An 18,693-nucleotide genomic window follows, 5' to 3' on the forward strand; every position below is an offset into this window, starting at 1 on the left:
CACGAACGCCTGACGCGATGATCGCCACTGGATACAACCTGCCGTTTCGCTTTACGCATTCCGACGGGCCCTTGTCGGGCCAGCCAGTGGCCATTCGCATTCGCACCGGCGCCCAGGATACGGACGGACGGGTCGTGGGCGCCATGCGCCTGTTTGCCAGGCTCGCGATGACCGGCGCACTCGGTGGCGACCACGCATCCCCGCAGCCGTCATTCCGAATCGCCATGCAGCCGACCAGCAGCGACCAGGATTTGAGGTTCCAGGTCGAGAACTGTCGCATCGCCGCGGAAGCCTGGGTGGTTCTGTGCCATCTGCTGCTGAAGGTTCACCAGAGCGTGCCGATCATGGCGGTGGACGTTCTTGTGCAAGGCGACACGGCGCCGGTCCCCTTGATGGCGTCCGCGGAACTCAAGTCCACATATCCCGGCGTCGCCTTGATGCTTCCGTTCGTGCTTGACGACCTGGAGCCCGAAGGCGGTGGCTACAGCTTCTTCATCACCCTGAAGTCGCCGCTCGCGCCCGACAACGAGGCAACGCTGAACGCAGCGCTGGAGGTGTGGTTGCAGGCGGTCCTGAACGGAGGCTACGCATTGGCGCCCCTCGATCCCGCGGCCTGTTACGTGGAGCCCTACGGCGAGGGCGTTGATGCCTACGAGACAACCATCGAATGGGCTGTATTCAAGCTTCGCGCGGATCCCGCAGGCGCAATCAACGGCTTGGTGAACCAGTTGGCCCGCTTCCACTTCCGTTGCCAGTCGATCCATGCCCTGGAAATCGGATAGGCCATGGTGAACGCTGCGCTGCATCCGATACCGGCGGTTATCGAACAACACGCTGGCGAGAGCGCGCATTTGTGCCACGTGCGCTCGACGTTGGTCGACGCGCCGCACGTCAGGCTCGGCGAATTGCGTCGCATCGACAGCCGCCTTGCCGCCCATCTCGATGGATTGGCGGTGGCAGGTGCATTCGGCAGGAAGGTGTGCGAGGCCGCAGTCCTTGCCAAAACCGCGCACGGTGAAGTCTTCGCGGCAATTGCACGGGCAATCGAAGACGGCGACACGGGGCGCCTCGACCAGTTGCTGACGCTTGCCGAAGCCAACTTGCAGGTGCAAGCGGGTGCCCTCTTTGCATTCAATTGGGTTTCGGCGCAATGGTTGAAGGGCATCACGCGCGGCCTGTTGGATTCGTCGAGCGCGTTCAGGCGCCGGGTTGGCATCGCTGCCTGCGCATCTCACCTGGTTGACGCCGGTCCGGCGTTGACATCGGCGCTTCATGATGCCGATGCTCCGTTGCGCGCAACGGCCCTCCGGGTGGCGGGCGAAGGTGGTCGATCCGATCTTCTGCCGCTCTGCCTCGGGGCATTGACCGACGACGATGCGGAGTGCCGTTTTCAGGCCATCCAGTCGGCGGCGCTGCTGGGCGATCGGCGGGCCGCCGTTGCCGCACTGCGAGACTTCGCACTGGAGCGCGGCCCGTATCGCGCTCGGTCGCTGATGATCCTGCTCAAGCTCGCGACGCCGGCGCAGGCGGCGGCCATCCTCAAGGGTCTGTCCGACAGTGAACCCGATAGCCGTGTGTTGATCCGCAGTGCCGGTATTGCCGGCGATCCCCAATGGGTGTCCTGGCTCATCGGCCGGATGGACGACGCACGATTGGCGCGGCTTGCAGGCGAATCGTTCAGCACCATCACTGGACTGGACCTGTCATCGCCCGGGTTCGCAGGCGAGCCTCCGCAGCCCCTGGACCCGGTACCCGCGGACGACCCTGAAATCGAAGACATCGCCGTGGACGAAGATGACGGCTTGCCTTGGCCAAGCCCGCCGAAACTGCAGGCGTGGTGGTCGGCCAATGCACACCGGTTCCAGGCCGGGGCGCGCAGCTTCCTGGGTGCACCGCCATCGCGCGCGCACTGCCTGAAGGTGTTGGGAAGCGGCTACCAACGCCAGCGCATCGCGGCTGCGCAATTCCTTTGCATCCTTCAACCGGGCACCAAGCTCTTCCCCACCAGCGCCCCCGCCTGGCGCCAGCAACGCTGGCTCGACACCATGGGAGCCTGATCCGCATGGCCGCCCAATTCATCCTCGCGGTGCTCGCCGCCGTCTTTTTGCTGGCAGCCCTCTGGCGCTTCTCCCGCGAGGGATTCAAACTCGGTCCGGCGAGCCGCACCTGGTTCCTGGTCGCGCTGATCTTCGGCGCGGTGTCCGCCTGGTTGTGGTGGTCCGGCGTCAGGCCGGCTTTGCAATGATTTCGTGGAGGCACAGGCCGTGATCAATGTGGTGGTTGTCAGTCATCGCGGCGCGCCGGTCGGGCAGCCCATGTCGGCGCAGTTCGGGCCCGCTGGCGGCACCATCGGGCGCGCGCCCACCAATACGCTGGTACTGGACGACCCCGACCGCACGGTGTCGCGCGTGCATGCGCAGGTGGAGTGTCGGGGTGGCAAGTTCTTCATCCTCGACCGCGGCAGCAATCCGCTGCAAATCAATGGCCAGCCGCTCGGCACGGGGCGCGAGGCCGCGCTCGGCGCAGGCGACCGGCTCGTGGTCGGCGGCTTCGAACTCACGGTGCAAGGCGTCGGTGGTGGTGCAGCGGCAACCGCACCGGCGCCCGCTGCCGCCAGCGCGCCGCGACCCTCCGATGACGACCCTTTCGCCGACCTGCTCGCCGGCCTCGGCTCGCCCACGCCGCCCGTTGCCGCCCCCTCCGCCAAGGGCGCGAGCCCGTCTTCGCGCGCCCAGCCCGATTCATTGCCGTTCCCCGATCCGATGGCGCACCCCGCCGGCAAGCCCGGCGGCGGTGCGCCAATCGACGACCCCTTCGCCGACTTGTTGGGCCCGGGCGCCGCACCGCCCCCCGCCGCCAGCGGGTCCGACGACTTCTCCGGCCTTGGCCTGCAGGCCGGTCCCCCCAGCAGCATCGAGGACTTGTTCGGCGGCCTCGGCGGCAGCGGCCCCGGCAGCGATCCTTTCGGGGACTCGCCGCTCGGCGCGCCGCTGCTGCAGCCGAACATGTCGTCGAACGTCGACCCGCTCGCAGCCTTGCAAGCCACGCCCAAGCCGGTCGCACCGCCACGCAGCGACCACCTTCCGATCGGCCAGTTCGGCTACACGCCGCCCAAGGGCGTCGTCCCCTCGGGCGCAAGCAGTGGCGGTTCGCTGATGGACGATCTCGGCCCGGCGCCAGCCGCGCCGGCGCCCTTGTTCGACGACTTGGCGGGCAAGCGGATCGCAAGCCCGTCACCGGACGCGCAACAGGCGGCCGAAGCCGATGACGATGACCCCTTCGCCAACCTGATACCGGGCCCGCCGCCCGCGCCGCCCGCGCCGCCAGTTGCCGCATTCGTCAGTCCACCGGCCGTCGCATCACGCACCGCCCCAGCCGCTGCACCACTGGCTGCACCTGTCGCCGCATCACGCCCCGCGCCGGCAGCACCCGCCCCGGTCGCCGCGGCCGGACCCGCCGCCGCAACCGCCTCCGACGACGTCCTGTTCGCCGCCTTCCTGCGCGGCGTCAACAGCAAGCACCAGATGCCCACGGCGCTCACCCCCGAGCTCATGGAGCGCATCGGCGCCCTATTGCGCACGGCGGCCGAGGGCACGCTGCAACTGCTCCACGCGCGCACCGAGGTCAAGCGCGGCGTGCAGGCCGAGGTCACGATGATCGCGGCGCAGGCCAACAACCCGCTCAAGTTCTCGCCCACGGCCGAAGTCGCGCTGGCCCACCTGCTCGGCGCCGGCGTGCGCGGCTTCATGGGCCCCGAGGAAGCAATGCGCGACGCCTACGACGACCTGCGCGCCCACGAGTTCGGTGTGATGGTCGGCATGCGCGCCGCCCTCGCGCACGTGCTCGCCCGCTTCACGCCCGCGGAGCTCGAAAAGAAGATCGTCGCGAAATCCGCGTTCGACGCCCTGTTCACCAATCGAAAGGCCAAGCTGTGGGATGAGTTCGTCGCGCTGTACGGCACCATCGCAGCCGAAGCCGAGGACGATTTCCACAGCCTGTTCGGCAAGGCGTTCGTGCAAGCGTATGACGAGCAGATGGCGCGCCTGAAATCGGGCCGCTGAAAAACAACAGCGAGGAGCACGGGGTGGAGATTGAAATCGTGACCTTGTCCAAGCAAGGCGGGCGCTCGTACAACGAAGACACCTACGGCCACTGGAACGATGACCGCTACGTGATCTGCGTCGTTGCCGATGGTGCCGGCGGCCACGGTGGCGGCGACGTGGCCGCGGCCGTCGTGCGCAGCAGCGTGCTGGCCACCTTTGCGCAGAGGCCGGGGCTCGATGCCGGCCTGCTGCGCAACGTCGTCGAGCGCGCCAACCTCGACGTGGTGGCGCGCCAGGCCGAGGGCGGCAAGCTGTCGGAGATGCGCTCGACCGTCGTCCTGGCCGCAGTCGACCTGCACGAGAACACGGTGGCCATGGCGCACTGCGGCGACAGCCGCGCCTACGTGTTCCGCGCTGGCGCGCTGCTGACGCGCTCGCTCGACCACAGCCTGGTCCAGCAGATGGTGGCGGGCGGCATGCTCGACGACGAGGGCGCGCGGCTACACCCGCAACGCAACATGCTGCTGTCGGCGCTGGGCTCCGTCGAATCGGCGCCCGAGATCGGCATCTCGCGCCCCATGCCGCTGACCGCGGGCGATGTGATCCTGCTGTGCTCGGACGGCATCTGGGAGCCGCTGGGCGACGCCTGCCTGAGCGAAACGCTGCAGGCCTCGCGCAATCCAAGCCAGTGGATCGAGCAAATCGACGCGCAGGTCAGGAGCCGCGCCAAGCCCGGCTACGACAACTACACCGCCCTCGCGCTCTGGGCGCATGACGACGATGACGTGACGCAGATGTTGCCGCCTTGAGGCCAGTGGCACGCGACCCCCCAAGCAAGCGAAAAGGGCCTGGATGACCAGGCCCTTTCACAATTCACCACTCGGACCAGCCCGTTCCCCGGGCCTGCCCGCTACCGCGCGACCCGTGGCGCATGAATCCAGGACGAGCACGGCGAAGTCTGTTCGTGGGCACCCGCGGAACCGGCTTTGCCGGGCCGCCGGGTGCGCCCCCTTGAGCAAGCAAAAAGGGCCTGGATGACCAGGCCCTTTCACAATCCACCTCTCGGACCAGCCCGTTCGCCGGGGCGGCCCGCTATCGCGTGACCCGTGGCGCATGAATCCAGGACGAGCACGGCGAAGTCTGTTCGTGGGCACCCGCGGAACCGGCTTTGCCGGGCCGCTGGGTGCGCCCCCTAGAGGGGGAAGCGCCGCAGGCGCTTCGGGGGTGGTCCATTTCCCCCGCGGAACCGGCTTTGCCGGGCCGCTGGGTGCGCCCCCTTGAGGGGGAGGCGCCGCAGGCGCATCGGGGGTGTTTCAATTCACCCGAAGGCCACATTTTCCGCGATGTTCCAAGCCGCGGTCTTCTTGCCTTCCCCGGCGCCTTTCTTCGACTGCGGGTCGTACTCGAACTTCACCTTGGCGAAATTGAGCGTGACGTTCTCGGTGAGCCTGTCTTCGCCGCCGCTGCCGCCCGTGCTGATGCTGCTCACGATCAGCTCTTCCATGGTGATCGTGATGTATTCGAGCGGGTTGTCCCCGGCCTTGCGGACCACGAGTGTCGCTTCGTCGATGTGCGTGCCCTTGCAGCAGGCCAGGATCAGCGCATGCGATGCGCCGTCCACGTACTTGGTGAACGAGAGATCCTGCACGTTCACCTTGCCCGCGCCGCCGCCGCCGCCGGTGTGGGTGGTGCCGCTTTGCGACAAGCCCCAACTCCAAGCCAGCACGTCGATTTCCTTCTTGTGCTTGGCATCGACAGACTCGCCGTCGACACCCTTGATCTTGATAAACATGTCTACAGCCATGATGGTCACCTTTCAGTTGAGGAGTGAAAAAAAACGGGCTTGCTTGCAGTTGTCGCCATCGGCAGATTCGCCAGGTAGCTGTTGAGAAAACGAGTCAGCCTCCCTGATTTCAAATGCCGCGCGAACTCGTCAACCGCCTTTTGCGGAAGGCAGCTTGGACACCAGACGCAGGGACACCGTGAGCCCTTCGAGCTGATAGTGCGGCCGCAGGAAGAACTTCGAGGTGTAGTAGCCCGGATTTCCCTCCACCTCCTCCACCACGACTTCGGCGGCAGCCAGCGGCTTGCGCGCCTTGGTTTCTTCTGACGACGTGGACGGGTCGCCGTCCACGTAGTTGGTGATCCACTTGTTGAGCCAGCGCTCCATGTCCGCGCGCTCCTTGAAGCTGCCGATCTTGTCGCGCACGATGCACTTCAGGTAGTGCGCGAACCGATTGCAGGCAAACAGGTAGGGCAGGCGCGCGGCCAGGTTGGCATTGGCCGTGGCGTCGGGGTCGTCGTACTCGAAAGGCTTCTGCAGCGACTGCGCGCCGATGAAGGCCGCGAAGTCGGAGTTCTTGCGGTGAATCAACGAGAGCAGGCCGGCCTTCGACAGTTCGGCCTCGCGCCGGTCGCTGATGGCGATCTCGGTCGGGCACTTCTGGTCGACGCCGCCGTCATCGCTCGGGAAGGTGTGCAGCGGCAGGCCTTCCACCGCGCCGCCCGACTCGATGCCGCGGATGCGCGAGCCCCAGCCATAGAGCTTGTACGAACGGTTGATGTTGGTGGCCATCGCATAGGCCGCGTTGGCCCAGGCGTAGTGGCTGTGGTCCGCACCGGCAACGTCTTCCTCGAAGTCGAAGTCCTCGACCGGATTGGTCTTGGCGCCATACGGCGTGCGCGCCAGGAAGCGCGGCATGCACAAGCCGATGTAGCGCGCATCGTCGGACTCGCGCAGCGAGCGCCAGCCGGCGTATTCGGGTGTCTGGAAAATCTTCGTCAGGTCGCGCGGGTTGGCCAGCTCCTGCCACGACTCCATCTGCATCAGGTGCGGGCTTGCGCCGGTGATGAAGGGCGCGTGCGCGGAGGCTGCGATCTTTGCCATCTCGCCGAGCAGCTCCACGTCGGGCGGGCTCTGGTCGAAGTGGTAGTCGCCGACGATGGCGCCGAAAGGCTCGCCGCCGAACTGGCCGTACTCCTGTTCGTAGACCTTCTTGAACATCGGGCTCTGGTCCCAGGCCGCGCCCTTGAATTTCTTGAGCTGCTTGTGGAGATCCTTCTTGGAGATGTCCATCACGCGGATCTTGAGGTTCTCGTCCGTCTCAGTGTTGTTCACCATGTAGTGCAGGCCGCGCCAGGCACTTTCGATCTTCTGGAAGTCCTCGTTGTGCAGGATCTTGTTGATCTGCTCGGAGAGCTTGGCGTCGATGGCCGCGATCATGGCCTGGATCGACTTGGTCACGTCCTTGCTGATGACCTGGGTGTTGCTGAGCGCCTGTTGCGCCAGCGTGAGCACCGCGGCCTCGACCGCGCTCTTGGCTTCGTCGCTGCGCGGCTTGAACTCTTTTTGCAGGAGCGACGAGAAGTCGCTCCCTTCCAGCGCAACGTCTTTCAGTGCGCTCTGCTGCTCGAGTGCTTCGGTAGCCATGGTGCGTTCTCCTGGTATGCGGTGATAGGTTCAGTCGTCACGCGGCAGGCGCGGCGTCCTCGGGCTTCTTGCTGGCGGCCAGTGTCTTCAGCAGTTCGGGGTTGTCCAGCACCTTGGCCAGCAGGTCTTCGGCGCCGCCCTTGCCGTCCATGTAGGTCACCAGGTTCGACAACTGCGTGCGCGCTTCCAGCAGCTTGTTCAGCGCATCGACCTTGCGCGCCACTGCGGCGGGGGAGAAGTCCTCCATGTTCTCGAAGGTAAGGTCGACCTTGAGTTCGCCTTCGCCGGTCAGCGTGTTGGGCACGGAGAAAGCGGCATGCGGCTTCATCGCCTTCATGCGCGTGTCGAAGTTGTCGACATCGAACTCGAGGAACTTGCGGTCGGCCACCGGAATGACCTTGTCCGGGTCGGCCGGCTTTCCCGACAGGTCGGCCAGCACGCCCATCACGAAGGGCAGCTGGATCTTCTTCTCGGCGCCATAGAGCTCGACGTCGTATTCGATCTGGACGCGCGGCGCCCGGTTGCGGGCGACGAATTTCTGACTGCTGGTGGCCATGGAAGTAACTCCTTGCGTTGGAAGTAGCGGACCGCTGGAAAGAGGATCACTCAGACGACGGGCGCGGGCCCGTCACGAGTTCGATGCTGTCGATCGCGTTGGGGGCGAGGTCGTTCATGATCTCGAAGAAGCTCACGCCGATCAACCGCTTGGCGCGCTCGATCAGCAGGGGCGCCGGGTTGCCCGGTTCGGTTTGCTCCAGGAAGCGGATCACGCGATCGAGCGTGAGCAGCGCGTCCTGGCGGCTGTTGATCTCGCCGCGCGGCGCGGCGGGCCGGCCGCCCGCGGGGGCATCGCCGCCGCCCGCCTCGCCGGCTTCTGCTTCGGGCTCCGCCTCGGCGCCGTCGCCCATCACGGCCGTGCTGGCGGTGCGCAGAACGATGCCGATGCGGCGCAGCGGATCGAGGTCGATCGCGTCGCCCAGCCCGGTGCGCTCGACCAGCAGCGTCTGCAGCGCGGACACCTGTGCCACGATGCCTTGCAGCATCGGCATCGTCTCCGGATGCTCGGCATGGATCTCCGACAGCGCGCCGTGGACCTGGGCCGGCGAATAGCCGGCGCTGTTGCCCACCGGGGTGAGCAGGTTGTGCGCGATCGCGATGTCGCGAACCTTGATCGGCCCGACGCCGCGCGAAACGCCCACGCTGGCCTCGTAGAAGTCGCGCAGCACCATCGTCTGCTGGGTCAACGGCGCGAGCGCGTTGAGGCGCATCGTCGGGTCGTTGTCCTCCTCGGCATCGAGCATTGGATGTATGCCGTCCCAGAAAGTGTCGAGCAGGCCGGTCAGCAATTTCAGGCCCAGGCTGAAGCCAACCACGCCCTGCATCCGCGTCGACGCGCGCAGCAGCAGCATCGCCAGGCGCACGTCCTTGGCACGATGCAGCAGTGCCTGCGCCTGCTCCGACACCAGGCGCCACTCGGGCTCGACCGCCGGGATCACCTTGTCGCCGAATTGCTGTTCGGGCTTGCCCTGGGCAGCCGTGTCCAGGGCGGTGAAGGCCGGGTCATGTTCAAGGTCCTCCCCCACCGGCGATGCCTCGCTGATGGGTGCTTGCAAGGCCTCGACGAGTTCGGGAGTCAGCATGTTGCCTGTTCAAATTGACTGGTGATAATCAAAGATGCTTCTGGACCGGTCAATGCAACGAAGGGAATAGCATGAGACTCCTCGGCACACGCCGTTTGCCCTATGGCAGCAACGCGGTTCTGGCTTCGTTGCTGGTCGGGCTTGCGCTGGCCGGATGCGCAGCCAAGCCGCCGCCGCCGCCGGTCACGACGCCCATCGCCATGACGATCACGGCCGGCCCCGACGCCAACCCCGACGTCAACGGCCGCTCATCGCCGATCACGGTGCGCGTGTATGCGTTCAAGACCACCGCCGCATTCGAAAGCACGGACTTCTTCACGCTGTTCGACAAGGACACCGCCGTCCTGGCTGCCGATACGGTGCAGCGCGAGGAGATGCTGTTGCGCCCCGGCGAAAGCAGGAAGCTGCAGATGGTGCTGCCCGCCGATGCCAAGGCCTGGGGCCTGATGGGCGTCTACCGCGACCTCGACCGCGCCCGCTGGCGCGAGGTTCGTCCGGTCGAGGCGGGCAAGGGACAGATCGTGACGGTGACTGTCGGTGCGCGGCAGATGAAGATCGACACGGTCGCCGCGCCACCGCCTGCGCCTGCGAAGTAGGCGGGTGTTCATTGGGTAGCCTTCGTGCTTCGCACGGCGGTGCGAGCGCCTTCGGGCGGCTCCGCCCGTGTTCGCTCTGAGGCGCAAGCTTGCTTGGGGCGGCCGTGTGGCGCTCATGACCCCCGGTGCAGCCGTGCCAGCGACTGGTCCGCGGGCAGGAAGTGGTGAAGCAGGTCCGAACTGAAGGCGGCCTGGGTGTGCGGGGACGCGGCGCCGGTGAGATAGAGGCCGCGCCAGAAGAAGGCGGCCTTGCTGCCGTCCGGCTCGAACAGCTTGCCCGCCAGCTCGCGCAACGCCGGTTCCAGCGCAATCAGTTGTTCCACCCAGAGATGACTCGCCAGCCGCGCGGCCGGCGCCTCGGACTGCTCGCGCAAAAGCCCGGCGCCAAGCGCACGCAAGCGGGCCGACAGCCCGGCGAACAGTGCATCGAACTGCTCGACGGCCGCGTCGCCCGAGGCCTCGGGTTCGCTTTCAGGGTCGTGCAGGCGATGGCCGAGCGCCTGGGCGAGCAGCGGCGGCGGCAGCGCCCCGCACACCTCGGCATGGCCGGCCAGGCGTTCGAGTCCGGTGACGACCAGGTACACGGGCAAGCGCAGTTCCAGCAACTGCGTCGTCTCGCGCAGCACACGCTTCAGGCGTTCGGCCAGCGGCCCCAGTGACTGCGGCGACTGCAGCAACTCGCGCGCGTCCACGCACACCACGATGCCGTTGAGCGGCAGCGCCGGCCGTTGTTCCGCCAATGCCATCAGCGCGCGCAGCCAGAGGCCGCGGGCCCGCTGCCCGATGATGCCGTTGCTCACGGCGGCCGGACCGAGCGCAATCGCGGCCATGGCCGGACGCGCCAACGCCTGCCAGAACATCCACGGCTGCGCCTCGATGGCCAGCAGCCCCGGCAAGTTGGCGGCGGCGTTGCCGATGAACATCAGCCAGGGCTTGCTGAGGTCCGCGGCGCCCGCTTCGGACAGCGCCGGCGGCAATGCGGCAAGCGCAGTGTCTGCGTCGTCGATGTCGGATTGCGCGAGGAGCCTGCGCAATGCGCGCAGGCGGTGCGAGCGGCGGCGCCCCAGCGTCCACCACCACAGCAGCGCAAATGCGACGGCGCAGGCCGCGGTCAGCAGCCAGAAGCGTTGGGGCAAGGCCGTCATTTCATCGTTCTGTCGTGTGCAGGAATTCGAATTCGGCGATCAGGCGCTCCGGATCCCTGTGGGCCGAAAGCGATTCGCGCAGCTGCTGCAGGTATTCGGAGGCCAGTTCGAACGGCGGCCGGTCGATGTTCTCGCTGAAGGGCGCGGGCGAGGAGAGTGCCGTCACCATCACCGTGCCGAACGGCGGGCTGACCAGCCAGCTCGCAGGCACATCCGCGCCGATCTCGATGCGCTCGCCGGCAGCGAGACGCCGCGGGGGGCGGCCCGCATTGAAATGCAGCACCGAGCCATCGGCAGTGAAGTAGTCGACCCAGACATAACCTTCGTAGTTGGGCTGCGTGACCTGCAGCAATACCGGGTCGCCTTCGCGCAGCCGGCCGTTGTGCGCGGTGCTGGGGAACACGGTCAGCCCCAATTGCCTGTCGCGGTTGCGCATCTGGTAGGGCTTCAGCATCGCGACTACTTCGCAATACGGCCACACCCGCAATGCGAGCTCGACGTGCGTGGACCGCACGCCCGGCATGGCCGCCACGTCACGCTGCACGCGCTCGACGTCTTCCGCCTTGGACACGAAACCACGCACTTCGGCCATGCCGGTGTCGGTCACGGTGGCCTGCAGGTCGGCGCATGCGAAGGCCTGCAGGCGGGTGTCGACGCGTTGCGCCAGCGTCGTCGAAATCTCTTGCGGGCGGACCACGAACAGCCAGAGCAGCATGGCCAGGGGCAGCAGCAGCATCATCGCGAAACCGGCGCGCAGCAGCGTCCTTTCGCGGCGCTCCGGACTGAGCGGGCCTGGCGGGTCCTGCGTGGAATACGGTTGCGGCGTGATGCGCTCCTGCGCCGTCTCGCCCAGGGCCAGGGGCGGCGTGGCCAATTGCTGTCCATGCAGCGCCTTCAGCTTGCCGAGCTCGCCGCTGTCGCCGTTCTCAAAGTAGTACTGGCCGCGAAAGCCGTGCGCCATCACATGCCAGTAGACCTCGCGCAGCTCGTCGTCCTCGGCCTGCAGCGACGAGAGGTGATGGAAGAATTCGGTGTGCGCGTTGTTGGAGTTGTACAGCTGCACCTGCAGCGGCGCCGTGCGCGCATGCCACGCAGGGCGGCGCGCAAGGATCTCGTCGAGCCAGGCGACCAGCGCGAACGAAGCCGACTCGACCCGGTCGGCCGTCTGCCCGGCGGCAATCGCCCGCGCGCGCGCCTGCTCCAGCAGGGCCAGCATCCGGCGCTGGGGCTCGTCCACCGGCGAATCCGCAAGGCCGGCGTGGATTGCGACGTCCAGTTCGAGGCCGAGCGAGAACAGGGGGTGGAAAAAGTCGAGCAGGCGATGGCGATGCATGGCTGCTCGCGGCTATCCTTCGTTGGCGTGAGCTGGGTGCTTGCGCCGGCGTGGTTGGCACATGCTCCGTCCCGTCCGTATTAGAGGAAGTGCCGCAATTCTTTCAACCGCCCGGGGCGCGCACCATACTGCGTGGGGACTATGCCGTTCGGGCGGCGCCGCGGCTTGCCGCAGGGGCCAAAGGCCGCTATCTTCAGTGTTGAGTTAACAATTGCCGCCGGGGGTGCGCCATGAAAATCCTGATCGCCGACGACCACCGGCTCGTCATCGAAGCGGTCAAGGCCAAGTTGTCCGAGCTGGAGCCCGCCATTGAATTCGTACTCGCCATGAGCGTGGACGAGTTGCTTGCAAGCGCTTCCGATGATCTCGACCTGGCCGTGATCGATCTCAACATGCCGGGTGCCGAGGGCCAGGCGCACATCGAGGAAATCCGCCGCCGCCATCCCGCGGTGCCGGTCATCGTCCTGTCGGGCTACGAAGACCCGACGGTGATGCGCAGTGCGCTCGAAGTGGGTGTGCTCGGCTTCATTCCCAAGGCCTACTCGCCCGAAGTCATGATTTCAGCCGTGCGGCTGGTGCTGGCCGGCGGTGTCTACGTTCCGCCGCTGATGCTGTCGGCCGTGCCGCCGGGCATCATGCCGGGCGTCGCCAACGTCGGCGCCGACGCCGCCGTGCCGCGCGCCGGCAATGCCCAAACGCTCGAACACCTGCGCAAGGTGCTGACCGAGCGGCAGGTCGAAGTGCTTCAACTGCTCTCGCAAGGCAAGCCCAACAAGCTGATCGGGCGCAGCCTCGGCATCAGCGAAGGCACCGTGAAGATTCACCTCGCAGCCATCTTTCGCGCGCTCAACGTGCGCAACCGCACCGAGGCGGTGGTGGCGGCGCAGACGCTGACCGAAGCGCAGACCTGAGCTAGACCTGACCCCCCCGAAGCGCCTGCGGCGCCTCCCCCTCGAGGGGGCGCACCCGGCGGCCCGGCAAAGCCGGTTCCGCGGAGGAAATGGAACACCCCCGAAGCGCCTGCGGCGCCTCCCCCTCGAGGGGGCGCACCCGGCGGCCCGGCAAAGCCGGTTCCGCAGGTGCCCACGAACAGACTTCGCCGTGCTCGTCCTGGGTTTCATGCGTCGCGGATCACGCGCAGAAGGTGCTTGGTCGCCCGAGACAGCGGGCTCATGGTCGAGGTGGCGGGGCGTATAGAGTGCCGCCCCTCTGACACGGGCATTCGTGCGGACATGCGGGCAGGAAATCGAAGTCGACGCGCTTCACGCCAATGCTCTTGACCGGGCTGCAGGCCAGTGCGACCCAGGAAGTGCGTGCCCAAGCTTCATGCTGATGCCATTGCGTCAACGCCAAGGACGTAGGCTGCAACCTTCCTCACGCCGACCCGGTGCCCTGCAGCGCGCGCCTGGCTAGCAGGAAGGCCGCCGCGTTCCAGCTCTGCCCGGCCATTCCCATCGGCGCCAATGTCTTGCCATGGAACCACTCGGTGAAGCGCCAGTCTCCGTGTTCATTGGCACGCGCAAGGCGGCCCAGTTCCGTCCAGGCCAGCTCGCGCAGGCCCAACTGCGCGAGTGCCATCACCCAGAAGCCGCCGACGAAGGGCCAGATGCCGCCGTTGTGATACTGGTGCACGATGTTCTGCTGGTGCCGCCCCATGTACGGCCGCCACAGTTCATGCTGGCGCGTCAGTGGGTGCAGCACGACGCGCACAGGCCAGGGCTCGCTCGCACGCGCCGCGATGATCGTGTCGACGATGCGCCGCGCCATGTCCTGATCGGCGAGTCCGCTCTGAATCGCGAGCACGTTGCCGAACACATCCCCCTCGTCGCCGACCACCGAGAGGTTGACGAAACTGAGGTACATCCCCGGGTCCTGCCGGCCGCGCCGCGCATAGTGCCGCAGCAGGCGGGCCCGGTGGTATTCGGGCAGATCCTGCTGGAAGGGATTGAACAGGTGGTTGAAGTGGTAGAGCGTCTCCTGGGCATGGTCCAGGGCGAAGCGGCGCTTGACGTCGTACCAGAGCGCGTTGGTGTAGAGCACGTAGCCCGAGCGCGGCATGATGTCGGCCCAGTCGCTGGCCTCGTTCTGCTGCAGCAGCCGGAAGTGCTGATGCTCCTGTGCCAGCAGCCAGGCGATCGCGCGGCGCACCTCGCCGTCCCAGTGCGCAGGGCCGACGCTGCCATGGCGGCGCAAATGGTCCACCGCGATCAGCCACCACAAGGTGGCGTCGATGCAGCCCAGGTACCAGAAGTCGGCATCCTGGCCTTCCGGGTCGACGTACTTCGGAATCTGCCCGTTGGCCGCCTGCTGCGCCGCCAGCGCGTCGAGGCTTGCCACCGCGCCTTGCTCCAGCGCCGGATTGCCGCTGCCGCACATCGCCATCACGCAGATCGCCGCGTCGCGCCCGAAGATGCGCGTGTAGCGCCGCGCGACCGCCGCATCGGTGCGGCTGGCGGCCAGGATGCCGTGCGGAGTGAGGTTGGCTTGCAGGAGGTCCAGCGACGCTTTCGAGCAGGTGTCGATCAGTGCGAGGGTGGGGGCGTCGAGAGCGGTCATGTGACGCTCTGGGCGCTTGATCGAGGCGGCGTCAGGCCCTCTTTGGCCATCGCCTCCCTTGAGCCGAGCGGTCGGCCGAACTCGGCATCGAAAGCGCGCTCCGCCTGCTCGCGAATCATCTTCGAGCTGCCCTGCATCTTGTGGACGACCACGCGCCGATGGAAGTCCCGAAATGGCGCGTCTGAAATGTTGATGCCGATGCCGTCCAGTTTCATGCACACGTTCCAGCACACGTTGATGGAAAGTCCGGTCTCGAGTTGCTTGAGTTGCTTGAGTTGCTTGAGTAGCTTGAGTAGCTTGATGTCATACGGGACTTGACGGTGCATGAGCGGCGGCGGGATCTTTTGATGGTTCCAGGCTTGGCCACGGAGTTTCGCCGACCGGAGCAGCAATTCGATACCGCGCGACTTCAGGGCGCGCCGGCGCCCGTCGTTCCCGCCAGGGGCGCATGTGCCCGGCCGACTTCCGCAATCACGGCGCGCAGCCATCGGTGCGCGGGCGCCTGGTGCGCGCGCTCGTGCCACAGTTGGTAGAAACGCATCGTCGGAAAGCCCGGCGGCGTCTGCAGGATCACCAGCCCCAGCGACATCGCGAAGTGCTCGGCAAAGTGGCGGGCCGTGGTGAACACCAGGTCGGTGCGCGCCACCACATGCGGCGCCAGCCCGAAGTAGGGCACCGACACGCGCGCGTCGCGGGCTACATGCAATTTCGCCAGGTGCGTCTCGACCACGCCGCGGTGCAGCCCCGAATAGCGCATGGGCGCGACGTGCGAGGCCGACAGGTACTGCTCGAGCGTCAGTTCGCCGCAGCCGGCCAGGTCGTGGCCCGGCCGCACCAGGCAGACCAGTTGGTCCTCGAGCAGCAGCAAGGTGTGAAGCAGTTCGGGCGGGTCGGGCCAGTTGCCGACGATGACGTCGAGCTGGTCGTCCACCAGCGCGCGCTCGCTGTCGAAGTCGGGCCCCATCGGGTGCACTTCGAGCCGGCACAGCGGCGCCTCCTCGCGGATGCGGCGCGCGACTTCGGCCAGCACCGAAGGCGCCAGGTAGTCCGGCGAGGCCACGCGGAATGTCAGCGCCGCTCGCTGGGCCTCGAAGCTCTCGGGCGTGGCCACCAGCGCGCCCATCGCATCGAGCGCCACGCGCGCCTGCGCGGCCAGTTGCAGGCCGCGCTCGGTCGGCACCATGTCGAGCTTGTTGCGCACCAGCAGGGGGTCGGAGAGGATCGACCGCAGGCGCTTCAGCGTGGCGCTGACGGCGGGCTGGGTCTGGCCCATGCGCCGCGCCGCGCGCGAAACGCTGCGCTCTTCCATTAGCGCGCAGAGCGCCCGGATCAGGTAGCCATCGAGTTGGTCGACGTTGCTGCGTGAGGTCATTGCGTTGCGGCCGCGGCCGGGGTCAATGGTCTTTGCTGATCCACTCTATATCGAAACCGCTGCCGCTGACGTCTCGCCTGCGGACGCGAAAAAGCGCAACCTTCGGGCTCCCGATTCCTCCCTCGATTCGAACCCCACCGAAACACCCCGGAGCCGCGCATGACCACTATTCCCTTGCCCTCTCCCGCAGTCGCGGGAACGGGTCCGACCAACGACCTCGACGCCACCTATCGCAAGATCACCTGGCGCCTCATTCCTTTCCTGTTCGTGCTCTGGGTCCTGGCCTGGATCGACCGGGTCAACATCGGCTTCGTGAAGCTCACGATGCTCGACGACCTGCGCTGGAGCGAAACCATCTACGGCCTCGGCGCCGGCATCTTCTTCCTCGGCTACTTCTTCTTCGAAGTGCCCTCCAACCTGCTGCTGCAACGCATCGGCGCGCGCAAGACCATCACGCGCATCACGCTGGGCTGGGGCATCGTCTGCGTGCTGATGATGTTCGTCAAGACGCCGGCGATGTTCTACTTCCTGCGCTTCCTGATGGGCGTATTCGAAGCGGGCTTCTACCCCGGCATCATCCTGTACCTCACCTACTGGTATCCGAGCGAGCGCCGCGCCAAGGCCTTCGGCATGTTCATGTCGGCGTCCGGCGTGGCCGGCGTCATTGGCGGACCGCTCGCAGGCACCGTGATGAACAGCCTCCACGGCGTCAACGGCTGGGCCGGCTGGCAATGGGTGTTCCTGGTCGAGGGCCTGCCGTCGATCATCGCGGCCTTCGTGACATGGTTCTACCTGACCGACCGTCCGTCGCAAGCCAAGTGGCTCTCCCCCGCGCAGCGCCAGTCGATCGAGGACGACCTGTCACGCGACAGGGCCTCGCTCGGCCATCGCGAAGAAAGCCTGATCGCATCGCTGAAGGACGGCCGCCTGTGGCTGCTGATCCTGGTCTTCTTCTGCGTCATCGCGGCCAATTCGTCGCTGACCTTCTTCGGCCCCTCCGTTGTCAAGGAAGTCGGCTTCACCGACCCGGCCACGGTCGGCTGGATCATGGCGCTGTCCTACCTGTTCGGCGCGATCGGCATGGTCGTCAACGGCCTGCATTCCGACCATCGCAAGGAAGCGCGGCTGCACTGCGCATTCGCCGCGGCACTTGGTGCGCTCGGCCTGCTGCTCACGTCGTTGTTCATCCAGGTGAGCCCCGTGCTGGCGCTCGTTGCGCAGACGGTCGCCATCATCGGCACCATGAGCGCCATCCCGGTGTTCTGGCAACTGCCCGGCCGCTTCCTCGCGGGTGCCGCGGCGGCCGGCGGCGTCGCGCTCATCAACTCCATCGCCAACCTCGCGGGCTTCGGCGCACCGGCCATGCTCGGCTTCGTCAAGACGCAGACCGGTGGCCTCGCCCCGGGCCTGCTGATCGTGGCCGCCGTCGAGGTGTGCGCGACCCTGCTGATCCTCCTGTTCGTTCCGCGCTTCACCAAGCAATCTGGAAAGTGATTCAAACGATGACTTCAAATCTCACGCTCGCGGCCGTCACTGCGATGGACCACGACACGTTCGTCGACACCCTGGGCGACCTGTTCGAGCATGCGCCCTGGGTCGCCGAAGCGGCGTGGGCCGTGCGTCCCTTCGCCACGGAAGAGGCGCTGCATCGCGCCATGATGGATGCCGTGCGCGCCGCGCCGCTGCCCAAGCAACTCGCCTTCCTGCGCGGCCATCCCGAACTGGCCGGCAAGGAAGCCCAGGCCGGCACGATGACCGGGCATTCGACCTTCGAACAGCGCGGCCTCGACAGCCTGAGCCACGAGCAGTTCGTCGAATTGCGCGGGCTCAACGCTGCCTACGCGCAGCGGCATGGCTTCCCTTTCATCATCGCGGTGCTCGGCCATACGCGTGCCGGCATCTTCGACGCCCTGCGCATGCGCATTCATCGGGACTCCGACGCCGAGCGCGAAGAGGCGCTGCGGCAAATCGGCCTGATCACGCGGCGCCGCCTGGCCGCACTGTTCCGCGTCCCCGAAACCGATCGTTCACCCCTGAAAGCCACGACATGATCGACAAGCCCCTGAGCCGCCGCTCCTTCCTCCCCACCAGCCTGGCGCTGGGTGGCCTCGGCCTGCAACTGGCCAGCGCCGGCAACGCGCACGCCGCAGATGCGCCCGCCATGCCGGCGGGCCTCACCACCGCGCCGGTGTCGCAGGCCGAATTGAGCCCGCGCCTCACGATGCACGCCATCGACATCTTCCATGGGACGCCCGGTGCCGCCATGAAAGTCGACCTGTCCGTGCTCGAGAACGGCGCCTACAGGCCGATCAAGTCGATCCAGACCTCGCCGAACGGCCGCCCGACCGACCCGCTGCTGCTCGAGAGCACCTACAAGGCCGGCCGCTACGAGGTGCTGCTGCACATCGACGAATACTTTTCGCGGCTCGACACGCCGCTGCCCAAGCCCACCTTCCTGTCGACCGTGCCGCTGCGCTTCGTCGTGCGCAATCCGCAGGACCGGATCCATCTCGCGATCCTGTTCACGCCCTGGAGCTACTCGTACTACCGGGGCAGCTGACCCGGCGAATCGTCTTCT

The 18,693-nt window shown here is 66.9% G+C and carries 19 protein-coding genes; 10 read left to right on the top strand and 9 right to left on the bottom strand.

Features of this window, described 5'->3' with window-relative positions; genetic code table 11:
- Positions 1-17 precede the first annotated feature (17 nt).
- The 5 genes from WKW80_RS22550 to WKW80_RS22570 are packed head-to-tail and all read left to right on the top strand — an operon-like array spanning position 18 to position 4,852.
- The gene (locus WKW80_RS22550) at positions 18-782 is read left to right on the top strand and encodes a hypothetical protein (protein WP_340365808.1); all 765 of its coding nucleotides are present in this window, start codon (positions 18-20) and stop codon (positions 780-782) included.
- A 3-nt stretch (positions 783-785) separates the two neighbouring features.
- Positions 786-2,057 carry a TIGR02270 family protein gene (locus WKW80_RS22555; protein WP_340365809.1) on the top strand — a complete coding sequence of 424 codons (1,272 nt, stop codon included), beginning with the start codon at positions 786-788 and terminating at the stop codon, positions 2,055-2,057.
- A gap of 5 nt (positions 2,058-2,062) precedes the next feature.
- Positions 2,063-2,245 carry a hypothetical protein gene (locus WKW80_RS22560; protein ID WP_340365810.1) on the top strand — a complete coding sequence of 61 codons (183 nt, stop codon included), beginning with the start codon at positions 2,063-2,065 and terminating at the stop codon, positions 2,243-2,245.
- 4 nt (positions 2,246-2,249) lie between these two features.
- A complete protein-coding gene (gene tagH, locus WKW80_RS22565; protein ID WP_340365811.1) occupies positions 2,250-4,061 on the top strand; it encodes a type VI secretion system-associated FHA domain protein TagH in 1,812 nt (603 codons plus the stop codon).
- A gap of 38 nt (positions 4,062-4,099) precedes the next feature.
- On the top strand, positions 4,100-4,852 hold the full coding sequence (locus tag WKW80_RS22570; RefSeq protein WP_340365812.1) for a PP2C family protein-serine/threonine phosphatase: 753 nt from the start codon (positions 4,100-4,102) through the stop codon (positions 4,850-4,852).
- 509 nt (positions 4,853-5,361) lie between these two features.
- On the opposite strand, the gene WKW80_RS22575 is transcribed toward WKW80_RS22570, so the two are convergent.
- From WKW80_RS22575 to tssA, 4 genes are all read right to left on the bottom strand, one after another.
- Positions 5,362-5,847 carry an Hcp family type VI secretion system effector gene (locus WKW80_RS22575; RefSeq protein WP_340365813.1) on the bottom strand — a complete coding sequence of 162 codons (486 nt, stop codon included), beginning with the start codon at positions 5,845-5,847 and terminating at the stop codon, positions 5,362-5,364.
- Between the two features lie 129 nt (positions 5,848-5,976).
- Entirely contained in the window at positions 5,977-7,473 is a 1,497-nt protein-coding gene (gene tssC, locus WKW80_RS22580) for a type VI secretion system contractile sheath large subunit (RefSeq protein ID WP_340365814.1), read from the bottom strand.
- 37 nt (positions 7,474-7,510) lie between these two features.
- Entirely contained in the window at positions 7,511-8,029 is a 519-nt protein-coding gene (gene tssB / locus WKW80_RS22585) for a type VI secretion system contractile sheath small subunit (RefSeq protein WP_340365815.1), read from the bottom strand.
- A gap of 46 nt (positions 8,030-8,075) precedes the next feature.
- A complete protein-coding gene (gene tssA, locus WKW80_RS22590) occupies positions 8,076-9,113 on the bottom strand; it encodes a type VI secretion system protein TssA (RefSeq protein ID WP_340365816.1) in 1,038 nt (345 codons plus the stop codon).
- 71 nt (positions 9,114-9,184) lie between these two features.
- On the opposite strand from tssA, the gene tssJ reads away from it, so the two are divergent.
- Positions 9,185-9,709: a type VI secretion system lipoprotein TssJ gene (gene tssJ, locus WKW80_RS22595; protein ID WP_340365817.1), complete on the top strand. Its 525-nt coding sequence runs from the start codon at positions 9,185-9,187 to the stop codon at positions 9,707-9,709.
- Positions 9,710-9,822: 113 nt separating this feature from the next.
- On the opposite strand, the gene WKW80_RS22600 is transcribed toward tssJ, so the two are convergent.
- Positions 9,823-10,854 carry a type VI secretion system protein gene (locus WKW80_RS22600; RefSeq protein WP_340365818.1) on the bottom strand — a complete coding sequence of 344 codons (1,032 nt, stop codon included), beginning with the start codon at positions 10,852-10,854 and terminating at the stop codon, positions 9,823-9,825.
- 1 nt (position 10,855) lies between these two features.
- Positions 10,856-12,187, bottom strand: coding sequence for a DotU family type IV/VI secretion system protein (locus tag WKW80_RS22605; RefSeq protein ID WP_340365819.1), 1,332 nt, complete (start codon positions 12,185-12,187; stop codon positions 10,856-10,858).
- A gap of 230 nt (positions 12,188-12,417) precedes the next feature.
- Between WKW80_RS22605 and WKW80_RS22610 the strand changes: the two genes are divergently transcribed.
- Positions 12,418-13,098 carry a response regulator gene (locus WKW80_RS22610; RefSeq protein WP_340365820.1) on the top strand — a complete coding sequence of 227 codons (681 nt, stop codon included), beginning with the start codon at positions 12,418-12,420 and terminating at the stop codon, positions 13,096-13,098.
- 463 nt (positions 13,099-13,561) lie between these two features.
- On the opposite strand, the gene WKW80_RS22615 is transcribed toward WKW80_RS22610, so the two are convergent.
- From WKW80_RS22615 to WKW80_RS22625, 3 genes are all read right to left on the bottom strand, one after another.
- On the bottom strand, positions 13,562-14,743 hold the full coding sequence (locus WKW80_RS22615) for an amylo-alpha-1,6-glucosidase (RefSeq protein ID WP_340365821.1): 1,182 nt from the start codon (positions 14,741-14,743) through the stop codon (positions 13,562-13,564).
- Positions 14,740-15,069, bottom strand: coding sequence for a hypothetical protein (locus tag WKW80_RS22620; protein WP_340365822.1), 330 nt, complete (start codon positions 15,067-15,069; stop codon positions 14,740-14,742). The genes WKW80_RS22615 and WKW80_RS22620 overlap by 4 nt, the downstream gene beginning before the upstream one ends.
- Positions 15,070-15,152: 83 nt before the next feature.
- On the bottom strand, positions 15,153-16,115 hold the full coding sequence (locus WKW80_RS22625; protein WP_340365823.1) for a LysR family transcriptional regulator: 963 nt from the start codon (positions 16,113-16,115) through the stop codon (positions 15,153-15,155).
- Between the two features lie 159 nt (positions 16,116-16,274).
- Between WKW80_RS22625 and WKW80_RS22630 the strand changes: the two genes are divergently transcribed.
- The 3 genes from WKW80_RS22630 to WKW80_RS22640 are packed head-to-tail and all read left to right on the top strand — an operon-like array spanning position 16,275 to position 18,675.
- Complete coding sequence (locus WKW80_RS22630) at positions 16,275-17,609, top strand: MFS transporter (RefSeq protein WP_340365824.1); 1,335 nt, start codon at positions 16,275-16,277, stop codon at positions 17,607-17,609.
- 8 nt (positions 17,610-17,617) lie between these two features.
- A complete protein-coding gene (gene uraD / locus WKW80_RS22635; protein WP_340365825.1) occupies positions 17,618-18,166 on the top strand; it encodes a 2-oxo-4-hydroxy-4-carboxy-5-ureidoimidazoline decarboxylase in 549 nt (182 codons plus the stop codon).
- Positions 18,163-18,675 (top strand): hydroxyisourate hydrolase, encoded by a 513-nt coding sequence (locus tag WKW80_RS22640; RefSeq protein WP_340365826.1) that lies wholly within the window; start codon positions 18,163-18,165, stop codon positions 18,673-18,675. Before uraD ends, WKW80_RS22640 begins: the two co-directional genes overlap by 4 nt.
- Positions 18,676-18,693 lie beyond the last annotated feature (18 nt).

The sequence above is a fragment of the Variovorax humicola genome (assembly GCF_037889915.1).
Classification (GTDB): Bacteria; Pseudomonadota; Gammaproteobacteria; order Burkholderiales; family Burkholderiaceae_C; genus Variovorax; species Variovorax humicola.